Source organism: Rheinheimera sp. (genome assembly GCF_036568245.1).
Lineage (GTDB): Bacteria > Pseudomonadota > Gammaproteobacteria > Enterobacterales > Alteromonadaceae > Alishewanella.
The window spans coordinates 1-5498 of sequence record NZ_DATCSY010000405.1 but is presented as its reverse complement, the minus strand read 5'-3'; the positions used below and the strand labels follow the sequence as shown (position 1 = coordinate 5498).

Annotated in this window: 3 protein-coding genes; 2 read left to right on the top strand and 1 reads right to left on the bottom strand. The window is 49.7% G+C overall.

Annotation, left to right across the window (positions count from 1 at the left end; translation table 11 throughout):
• A partial coding sequence (locus VIN66_RS18375) for a GGDEF/EAL domain-containing response regulator (RefSeq protein ID WP_331925336.1) occupies nucleotides 1-1555 on the bottom strand: 1555 nt, incomplete at its 3' end.
• A gap of 151 nt (nucleotides 1556-1706) precedes the next feature.
• Here VIN66_RS18375 and VIN66_RS18370 point away from each other — a divergent pair.
• Nucleotides 1707-2291, top strand: coding sequence for an Hpt domain-containing protein (locus VIN66_RS18370; RefSeq protein WP_331925335.1), 585 nt, complete (start codon nucleotides 1707-1709; stop codon nucleotides 2289-2291).
• The coding region (locus VIN66_RS18365) for a CHASE domain-containing protein (RefSeq protein WP_331925334.1) at nucleotides 2288-5498 on the top strand (3211 nt) is incomplete at its 3' end. The genes VIN66_RS18370 and VIN66_RS18365, both read left to right, overlap by 4 nt.

Here is a 5498-nt window from a genome sequence, read left to right as displayed (position 1 = left end):
CCGCTTTGCCCAGAGGTACAATCAGCCCGGTCTCCTCTGCCAACGGAATAAAATCTGCCGGTGAAACCATTTTTCCGTCTTCAGAGCGGATCCGAACCAGCGCTTCAGCACCTATGATGCGGCCTGTTTCGAGCGCAACTTTAGGCTGAAAGTATACCTCGAGCCTGTTATGTTCTATCGCGTTACGTAAATGCTGCTCTTGCTGATGCCGCTCTAACATACGCTGCCCAAGCTCTTCAGAGAAAAAGCAGTAGCGGTTGCGGCCTTCCTGCTTCGCTTTAAACAGTGCAACGTCAGCGTGGCGCATCAGCTCTTCTTCACTGGCAGAATCGGTCGGATACAGGCTGATCCCCATACTCAACGACATTGAGTATTTTTTACCATCAATATCAAATGGCTGGCGCATTACCCGGTGAATGTTCTGCGCCAGAATACTGATCTGCTCAATATGGGCAATATCAGGGTATATCAGTACAAACTCGTCGCCGCCAATACGCGCCAACGTATGATCGGCTTCCAGCACGGTTTGCAGCCGCTTCACCAGCATCAGTAGCAACGCATCGCCCAGTTGATGCCCCAGCGAATCATTCAGGTATTTAAATTGGTCGATGTCCAGCAGAATAATGCCAACCTGACGTTCTATCATGGCAGCAAGACGACAAGCCTGATGGATCCGGTCATTCAGTAGCACCCGGTTTGGTAACCCGGTCAGTTGATCATGATTGGCCAGAAAGCTCATTTTGGTAGCCAGAGCTCTGGCTTGCCCGACATCATGAAACACGATAATGGCGCCAAGCATATCGCCATTAATATCAAAAATAGGTGCGGCAGAATCTTCCACCGGTATAGCTTCAGCAGAATTGCGATTGACTAACTCGCAATTCAGCGCCATTGCTACGATGCGTTTTTCTGACAATGCCAGCATTATCGGGTTGGTGCTGGCCTGCTTACTGTCTGCATCCCGCAATTGCATTACGTCAGTGATATGTTTGCCTGCCGCTTCCGATGCCCGCCAACCGGCCATCCGCTCAGCAATCGGGTTCATAAAGGTGATACAACCATCAACATCTGTCGCGATCACCGCATCACCGATAGAATTCAATGTCACCTGCAGTTGCTGCTTTTCGGCATATATTTGCTGCTGGCTGAGTTTTAATGCTCTGGCTTGTTGTTGCAATATTAAATGGTTATGCACCCGTAAGCGGCATATTTCACGGTTGAATGGGCGGGCGATAAAGTCTACCGCACCGTAAGAGAGGGAATTGAATTCAAACTCAGCCTCTGTCAGGGCTGAAATAAAAATGACAGAAATATCGCAGGTCAAAGGGCTGTTTTTTAACTGCTGACAGACCTCAAAACCATTAAGTTGCGGCATCTCGATGTCCAGCAAAATGACATCCGGCTGTAACTCCAAGGCTTTATCGTATGCCTGTGTACTGTCTACAACAAAATAGATATCTCCCAGGTCGCTCAGAATGTCACTGAGCAGTGCGATATTCCCTGTCTGATCATCAACTATCAGGATCACCTGCTTTTCTGTTTCTGATACTGCCATAGATTCTGCATCCTGCATACTTACCGATCTTGGTTATAGTGCAGCATCAACAGAAAAACTATACGGAAATTAAATAAATCACTGACGAAGTATGATAAAAATGCCAATAACGGCTTAACTGTTAATGATACCCGGTAACAGGATTACAACAATGGCACTGATTAATCACACCAGACTCCAGGCTGTGCTGTCTATGTCGCAACAACATCAGCCACAGCTGATTCGTATGATCAGTACATTATTGGCTGATGCTGAAAAAAATATCAGCCAGATACAAAGCTATGCTCAGGCACAGCAACGGCAGGAGTTACAGCAAACCCTGCATAAAATCCGCGGCGGTTACGCTACTTTGGGTGCTGAAGATTTGGCACATGTCAGTAAAACTCTAGAGCTTGCGCTGGAACAACAGCAACCAATTTCGGAAGCCGATTTAACCGGGTTTATTTCAATCTACCGCCAAAGCTGCGCCGCTTTGCAGCAAGAAATTACTAAACTGCAAAGTGATGTCCCACCTGAGCAGGCTGGACTGGACTTAGTTCAGTTGTATTATTTACTGCGCCAGCAGGATATGCAGGCCTGTGCCTTGGTACAGAATGGCCAGGATCAGCTTAAACAGTTGCTGACGACTGCAGTAGCTGACAACTTTAGCCAACAGGTATTTGCATTAAACTTTACCGCCGCGGCCGTTATACTGCAGCCGTTTTTGCCAGCAGAGCACAGGTCCAACCCCAAATGATGCAAACAGCCATTCGCAGCACCATTAATCTACGTAGCCTGATCCTGTCGCTGTGGCTGCCTCTGGCTATTTTAGTCGCCGGATATATCACGGCCTCTCACTATGCCGCGCAGCAAAAAGCAGAGCAGCGGCAGCGAATTCAGCAAGCGGTAATGCAGCGTCTGCAGCTGATAACGGATGGGGTGCGCGAAAAAGTCACCTTATACCAGTATGGTTTACGGGGAACCCGTGGTGCTGTGATGACAATTTCTCCCGAACGGTTCAGCTACCAGGATATGCAGACATACACCCGAAGCCGCGATTATAAACTGGAGTTTCCCGGCGCCAGAGGCTTTGGCCTGATCCGTCATATTACACCAGAACAAAAGGAAAATTTCCTGCAGAGAATGGCGCAGGAAAGGCCGGATTACAGCTTTAACATTAGGCAGTTACAACCACATCAACACAGTTTGTTTGTCATTCAGTATATCGAGCCGGAAGCGCGCAACAGTGAAGCCGTCGGGCTCGATATAGGATCTGAGCCGATGCGGCGCAAAGCAGCTCTTGATGCCGCTTTGAATAATGACATCCGCCTGACTGCGCCAATCACATTAGTGCAGGCTAATCAGAAAACCCAGCAGGGCTTTTTAATTCTGATGCCGGTCTACTTATCATCCGCTCCTGCTGCTGAACCCGAGCAACGTTTGCGTCAGCTTTATGGCTGGAGCTATGCGTCTATTCTGATTGATGAAGTGCTAAGCACTGTCAGCGGCTTGCGCGACGATGTAATGCTCAGAATTACCGACAGTACAGAACATCAGCAGTTAACTTTCTTTCAGTACGGCCAGGCACCTGAGCAGCACCTTGTCTATCAACAGCAGCAAGAGCTGAATTTGTTTGGCCGGCAATGGCAGCTGGCATTAACACCTACGGCAGGTTTTATTACAGCGTTGCAGCTACCGTCAGATCGCAGCTTGTTCCGGGAAATTCTCGGCATGACGGCACTACTGACGCTGATCGTATTTTTAGCGCAGTTGCTGCTGTTGCGTCGCCGTCAGCTGGCAAAACACAAAATTGAACTGGCGAGGATAGAAGAAAAACTGCTGAAGCAGGCCAATGCAGAACTTGAGCAGCAAGTGGCTTTGCGTACTGCCGAGATCTCTCGTGTTAGCACGTTGCAGCGCAGCATTTTAAAAGGTGCCGGCTATGCGATTATCGCCACGGATACCCAGGGGATTATTACGGCATTTAACCCTGCAGCAGAGCGCTTACTGGGATATCAGGCGTCAGAGGTGCTAGCAATCAAGTCACCGGGTATTTTTCACCTGGCAGACGAAGTCGCTGAGCGGGCTGCTTTACTGAGCAACGAGTTGGGCCGGGTTGTACCAGCAGGTTTTGACACCTTTGTGGCAAAAGCGCGTCTTGGTCTGCAGGATATCAACCGCTGGACCTACGTCACCAAAACGGGAGAGCAGGTACAGGTTAGGCTGAACGTCAGTGCGCTGATGGATGAACATGGTAACCTGACCGGCTTTCTTGGCATTGCCTTTGATTTAACCGAGCAGCTTAAACGCGAGACTGAGCTGGCCCAGGCAAAAGAACAAGCAGAAATTGCCAGCAAAGCGAAATCTGATTTCCTGGCAAATATGAGCCATGAAATCCGTACTCCAATGAATGCGATTCTGGGTCTGTTGCAGTTAGTCGCCAATACCCATCTGGATAAACGCCAGAGTGACTATATCGACCGAACTCAACGTGCAGCCAAATCACTGCTGGCGCTGCTGAATGATATTCTGGATTTTTCAAAAGTAGAAGCTGGCAAGCTCGAGCTCGACCCACATCCCTTCAGTTTGCCGACATTGATGCAGGATATCGGCATTATTCTGTCATCAGGAAGCTCAGATAAAGAACTGGAAGTGCTGTTTCATATCGCCGCCGATGTGCCGCAGCACATTATTGGTGACAGCCTGCGGTTTAAGCAGGTATTACTCAACCTGGCAGGCAATGCCATTAAGTTTACCGAAAGCGGCGAAGTCATTATCAGCATCGCTGCCAAACCTGCTGAAGGCAATATGCTGACCTTGCACTGTGCCGTTTCAGATACCGGCATCGGTATGACAGCGGAGCAACAACAGGCTATTTTCAGCGGTTTTCATCAAGCAGAATCGTCTATCAGCCGGCGTTACGGTGGAACAGGTTTGGGCCTGGCGATCAGTAAGCGGCTGGTCAGTCTGATGGGCGGCAGTATCAGTGTACAAAGCGAGCCCGGTCACGGCAGCACCTTCGAGTTTGACATTCTGGTTAAGCGCGCGGAAGAAGGCGACATTACACAGCACCCAGCACTTACGATGCTGCCGTCTGCGCTGAAAGTGCTGATTGTGGATGACAACGACAACGCCAGACTGATCCTGCAGGAAATGGCAGAGTCATTTGGCTGGCAGGCAGATACCGCACGGGATGCGCAACAAGCTTTACCGCTGCTGGATCAGGCGTATGTGTCAGGACAACCTTACGCCATTCTGTTTGTTGATTGGCGCATGCCGGGTATGAATGGCCTGGAATTTGCCCATCACCTGAAACAGACCAATCAGGCGCAGACGCCGCCACTGGTTGTCATGATTACAGCTTATGGCAGAGAAGTGCTGACCAAACACAGTGTCAGCTATCAGCAGCTGTTAGACGGCTTCCTGATGAAACCTGTGACGCACGATATGATGCTAAATACCGTGCAGGCGATTCTCAGCGGTGACTCAGTGTTACCGGCGCACAACCAGACACAAAGCAACACTAAGCCACTGACAGGTCTGACACTGCTGCTGGTTGAAGACAATCTTACCAACCAACTGGTGGCAACAGAACTGTTACAGGATCAGGGGGCGACTATTGATGTCGCAGGTAGTGGTCCACAAGCGCTGACGATGCTGCAAGAACAACCGGGGCGCTATGATCTGATCCTGATGGATATCCAGATGCCGGAAATGGATGGCTATCAGGTCACCAGACTTATCCGCCAGCAGTTACAGCTGGCTGATTTACCCATAGTGGCAATGACTGCCAATGCCCTGCCAACAGATAAAGCAGCTTGTTTTGCTGCGGGCATGCAGGACCATATTGCAAAACCTTTTTCTGTTGCAGAGGTTGTGCAAAAAACCCTGCATTACTGCGGGGTGCAGCAAAGCAATGATCTGCCACAGCGACCTTCAGCCAGCTTTGACAGCGCCACTATGG